General features: G+C 66.7%; 3 protein-coding genes. 1 reads left to right on the top strand and 2 read right to left on the bottom strand.

Annotation, left to right across the window (positions count from 1 at the left end):
• Positions 1-152 precede the first annotated feature (152 nt).
• On the bottom strand, positions 153-1,544 hold the full coding sequence (locus B9S58_RS06115) for an IS1380 family transposase (protein WP_103531107.1): 1,392 nt from the start codon (positions 1,542-1,544) through the stop codon (positions 153-155).
• Positions 1,545-1,666: 122 nt separating this feature from the next.
• Complete coding sequence (locus B9S58_RS06110; RefSeq protein WP_146063468.1) at positions 1,667-3,133, bottom strand: alpha/beta hydrolase; 1,467 nt, start codon at positions 3,131-3,133, stop codon at positions 1,667-1,669.
• A gap of 825 nt (positions 3,134-3,958) precedes the next feature.
• On the opposite strand from B9S58_RS06110, the gene B9S58_RS06105 reads away from it, so the two are divergent.
• Complete coding sequence (locus B9S58_RS06105) at positions 3,959-5,287, top strand: IS110 family transposase (RefSeq protein ID WP_103531105.1); 1,329 nt, start codon at positions 3,959-3,961, stop codon at positions 5,285-5,287.
• The last annotated feature ends 83 nt before the right edge of the window (positions 5,288-5,370 follow it).

Genomic DNA, 5,370 nt, shown 5'->3' with positions numbered 1-5,370 from the left:
AGCCCGGATCCACCGGCTCGTTTCGTGAGTGATCGTTTTCGGTGATCGAGGCGATGCGTCTGGCGGCGGGCATGGGGTGGCCGCTGGTGTGCCCAGCTTTTCCACATGTCCACAGCTCTCGGGCCCTGGCGGGCGGGTCGGATACGGCCTGGTCAGAACGGTTGGGGCGGGGTGTTCACGGCGTGGAAGAGGGCTTCGAAGGCGTCGTGCCAGGGCCAGCGTTCGGGCAGGTGCAGGGTGAGCCGGCGGGCTGAACGGGCCAGCCGGGCGGGCACGTTGATCAGGTGATCGCGGATGGTCGCGCACGTCGCGCGGGCGTGGAAGGTGCCGGCGAGCGTTCCGCAGGCGCGGGTCAGGTTGAAGGCGAGGGCAGCCAGTGCGAGCCAGGCGGCGTTCGCCTGGAAGCTGCTCGAGGGGGCGTGTGCGAACGGGCCGTTCTTCAGCTCGGAGATCACCTGTTCCACGATCGCGTGGCGCCGGTGGTCACGCTCGGCGTCGATGAGCGGCAGCGTGCTGTCGGTGAACGCGGCATGGTAGCGCCAGGCGGTGAACAGCTCGCCCTGGCCCCCGGGCACGGTGGCGGGGTTCAGGCGCTTGACGCGTCGCACGATGAGACGGGCGGTGACCTGCTGCTTCTTCGGTTTCGAGGTGAAGGCGGTGTACTCGATCTCGGCGATCTCGGCGTCCGATATCCAGCGTTCCTCCTCGCTGTCCCACACCGCCTTGGGGTACTTGATCGGCGTCCAGGCCATCTCGTCGATAGCGGCGATGGCCTGCTTGACGGAGGCGTTCATCCGCACCGTGACCGAGAAGCGGGCGCCGAGCGCCCGGCAGGCGGCGACCACCTCGGCGGCGTAGTAGGCCGCATCCGCCCGCACGGTCAGCATCCCGGTCGCACCGGACGCGCGGGCGGTGCGGACCGCCTCGGCGGCGAACGATCCTGCTCCGCGCACCGAGTTGACGCTGCCCCGGCGCAGCCTGGTTGCGGCGATGACCGGGGCGGCCAGCGGCGTGGACAGCGTCGCGATCAGCGCGTTCAGGCCCTTGACCTTGTTGTAGCCGTAGCCGACACCTTGCTTGGCATAGCCGTGGACCGGCTTGATGGTGTCGTCCAGATCGAGGTAGGCAACCGTGTCGGCGCCGGCAAGTAGCGGGGTGTGCGCGGCCAGGCGAGGCAGGAACCGGCGGGCGACGGCATGTAGTTGCTTCACGTGCCCGTGGGTGAAGGACCGCAGGAAGCTGCCGAGGGTCGACGGGGCGCGGACCCCGGTGAACAGGCGCCGCATCGCGCCGTGCCGCAGCCGGTCCATGTCGTCGATACTGTCCGCGCCCGCGGCCATGCCCGCGATGAGGGCCATCGCCTTGGCGGCCGGGAAGGAACCGGTGCCGTTCTTCGAGGCCGGCAGCCGCATCAGCTCGCTGACCAGGCCGGGCAGGCCGCACCGCTCGGCCAGGCGCACCAGCGGCGCGAGCCCGCCGTACGCGATCAGATTCGGATCATCGAACCGTGCGGAGACCTTCGCCGCGGCATGGGAAGATTGCATCTCAGAAGTGCCCTGTTGGTCGTGCGTGCTGGAAGCGTAGAGAACTCCCATCATCGCAGGTCACAGGGCACTTCCTCGTTCCCGGCAACATCACCGCCGCACATCAACCGGTGGATCCGGGCTCAGGAACGATCCGTCCGCTCAGTGCTTACTCCTGCGAGCCAAGCCGAAATCTCTTCGCTGAGCTTCTCGGGTGCTTTTGTATGCCCCAAGTACTCGTACTCGACGTGATCAGCGTCAGGGTACTTATCACCCCAGGCTCTCGCCGTACTCGGCGGAGTGACCGGGTCGTGAGAGTTCTCCAGCAGAAGCAGGCGCGGTGCATCTTCTGCTTCCGTCAGCGTCCACGCAGAGTCTTCATCGCTTGGCATTACCGAGCACGCATAGTGCATACGGGACAGCGCCGCCCCGAGAGGGTTCCTCTCCGGCGAACCCGCCCCCGCTCCCCATCCGGTGTACGCCGGACAGAGGTTGGCCATGTATCCGACGAAATCCGGCAGAACCTGACTGTCGCCGTGACGTCGAGTGAACGCGTGACTTCCCGACTTGATGACTTCTTGGTCAGCCGCGCTGAGCTTCGGCCAGTTGGTCAAGATCTCACGAAGAGGCTTCTTGTTGCTCGCCATGTTGGTGGACAGCGAGAGGAGGGCGGTCATCCGCTCGTACTCCTCGACACCGCCGGCGAGGCCGGTCGGAGTCGTCGTGTCACTCCCCATCTCTCGTAGCGTCCGATGAAGCTCTTTCCGGCAATCGACGGATGCGCCGCTGTGCGTGCACCCCATGATGTCTTGCAAGCCTTCTTCCAGTGCGAGGCTTCGCTCGACCATCAGCGTGGTTGCGTGCGTGCCCGGCGGTGGGGCAGGTGCATCCATGATTGCCCAGCCGTCAGTCCGCTTCAGCTCCGGCATGACAGCACTTGCCCGGACTGCGCCGAACGACTGCGCGTAGACACCCGAAATCTTTCCCTCTTTCTTGCTCAGCTCCTTGAAGGACTTTTCATACTCCGCGCCATCGAGACGGTACAGATCGACATCGCAAGCGTCCTTGAACTGAGCAGGCCATTCCTCGACCTGCTGGTCGGAGAGCTCGCCGCCCGCGGATACGCTCGCCAAGCTCCCGAGGCAAGCTGAGCTGACCTCGTGTACGGCCCAAGGTTCGACGAACATCGCCACGGTCGCGTTCTTCAGCCAAGAAGGGAGCTGCGACCTCGTGAGTCCTGCGTCGAGAGGGATCAGCCCGGGGCCTCCAGGATCCCAGAAGACCAATCCGTCTCGTTCTTCAGGCATCGGACCGGACGAGGCGTGCGATTCCTCCACACCTCGAATCGGCGCGTAGACGACCGCCCATATCCCTGTGGAGAGCAGGTGGCAACGAGCAGTCCTACCGGCGCATACCCGAGGCGTTGATGAGTTCAGCGTTGTTGATTGCTCGGCATGGGTTTGACGCTCGTCGGGCTGGTGCAGGAAGAGGCCTGCGATGATGACGGCGGCCAAAGCCGCCACGCCGGCGAACCAGTGGGCGGCTTTTGAAGGCTTGCTCCGCTTCCACGGGAAACGGCCGCCCTCGCTGGGCGCCCCGTCGGCGGTCATTCCCGGCCTGGTGTGCTCCGCGAGGCTCACATCCGGGTTACGGGGCCTCGATTCCGGCGTGACCGTACCTTCGGGAATTACCACCCAGGGATCCCCTTCGAGAGACAGAGATAGTGATGCGCAAGTCGGGCAGGCCTCGATCGTCCATGATCGTTTTGCTTGCGTCCGGGAAAGCTACCCGGGCCCGAGCGAGCTGAACAAGATCACTCATTCCATCGTGACCGGAGTGTCACCATCTGAGTCACCGCGTCTCTGGCGTGCCGCCTGGAACATGCGATTCCCGGTGCCGGCGGGCGTGTCCGCCCGGGGCGGCGGGGCCGGCCTGGTGGGAGCGGAGGCTGGTGACGGCGTAACCGGTCTCCTGGTCCGCCGTTTCCCGCTCTTCTGGCTGCGCCGGTGGACACGCCGACTCCACGGCAGCGGGCACCCCGCCATGACCGCTGCATCGGCTGCTCGACTGACAGTGATGATGTTCGTGGTGACGCCGCCGGTGGGTCTGACCCTCCGACTGACTGACGTCTCGACTGTCCTGTCTGGGATTTGTCGGCCCGCCCGGCGTCACCACGCACGCGGCCGGACGGGCGCTTGTGACTTCATAGGAGTCAGCCGTTCACCTGCGGATGACGCCTCGCGGGCGTGAAAATCGGTACGGGGGCTGTCCGCCGACGCCGATCGATGTTTGGGCTGTGAGCCCGCATAGGAGTCTGGTGAGGGAGTCGTCCGAGGGGCCGCACACTGTCGCCTTGAGCACGCCGATCAGCTTCTCCGTTCCCCTCAGGCTCTCCGGGCAGCCCCCGCCCGCGCGAGTACGACAGGGAGTGTGTGATGGAGGAGTTGAGAGAGGATCACGACGACGGAACGGTGGGCAGGGTCGCGGCGATCGACATCGCCAAAGCATCGGGGATGGTCTGCCTGCGCGTCCCGCACGACACCATCGAGGGCCGGCGCGTCCAGCAGGTCTGGAACGTCGCCTCGACCACCAATGCGATCCTGGAACTCGGAGACCGGCTCGTCTGCCAGGGCGTCGAGCGCGTGGTGATGGAGGCGACAGGCAACTACTGGCGCTCCTTCTTCTACCTGCTGGAAGCCCGCGGCCTTCAGTGCTGGCTGGTCAACGCCCGTGACGTGAAGAACGTCCCCGGCCGGCCCAAGACCGACAGGCTGGACGCGGTCTGGCTGGCGAAGCTCGCTGAACGCGGCATGGTCCGGGCCTCGTTCGTCCCGCCCGAACCCGTCCGGCAGCTGCGGGACTTCACCCGCACCCGCACCGTGTTCGTCCAGGAACGCACCCGGCACAAGCACCGAGTGGACAAGGCCCTGCAGGACGCGCAGATCAAGCTGTCCGGGGCCGTCTCGGATCTGTTCGGCCTGTCGGGGCGGGCCATGATGGACGCCATGGTCGCCGGTGAACGCAACCCGCGTGCCCTCGCCGAGCTTGCCCAGGGCAGCCTGGTCAAGAAGAAGGCGCTGCTGGTGGAAGCCCTGACCGGCCAGTTCGAGGACCACCACGCTCGGCTGCTCGGGGTGCTGCTGGCCACGGTCGATCATCTGACCACACAGGTCCACGAACTCGACCGGCTCATAGCCCGGACGCTGGAGGAGATCACCACACCGCACGACGGCACGGGCGCCGATGACGAGCCTGCCGCCCCGGTGAGTGCGCGAGTCCTGGTCGAACGTCTCGATGCCGTTCCCGGTATCGGGCCGACCACCGCGCAGACCATTGTCGCCGAGATCGGCGCGGACATGAGCCGCTTCCCCACCCCCGAGCACCTGGCCTCATGGGCGAAGCTGTGCCCCAGAACCATCCAATCCGGCGCGAAACACACCACAGGCCCGGCCGGACAGGGTAATCCCTGGCTCAAGGGCGCGCTCGGCGAGGCCGCCAACGCCGCCGCCCGCACCGACACCTTCCTCGGCGCCCGCTACCGCAGGATCGTCAAACGCCGCGGACACGCCAAAGCCCTCGTCGCCGTCGCCCGCTCGATACTCATCATCGCCTGGCACCTGATCAACGACCCGGACGCCTCCTGTCAGGAGCTTGGTGCCGACTGGCACCGGCGCCATCTCGACTCCGCCCGCAAGACCCGCGACCTCGTCCGCCAGCTCCAAGCCCTCGGCCACCAAGTCGCCCTCACTCCGACAGCAGCCTGACCGTCCGGTCACCGTCATCCGGTCCGCAGGCGGCCCGGATGCTGCCGCCTGCCCTCCCGAAGGTCGATTTTCCGTTCAGCATC

The organism is Streptomyces sp. SM11, assembly GCF_002910905.1.
In the GTDB taxonomy this organism is placed as follows: Bacteria; Actinomycetota; Actinomycetes; order Streptomycetales; family Streptomycetaceae; genus Streptomyces.
Note: the sequence above shows the minus strand (reverse complement) of the source record. Positions and strands in the feature narration are given on the sequence as shown.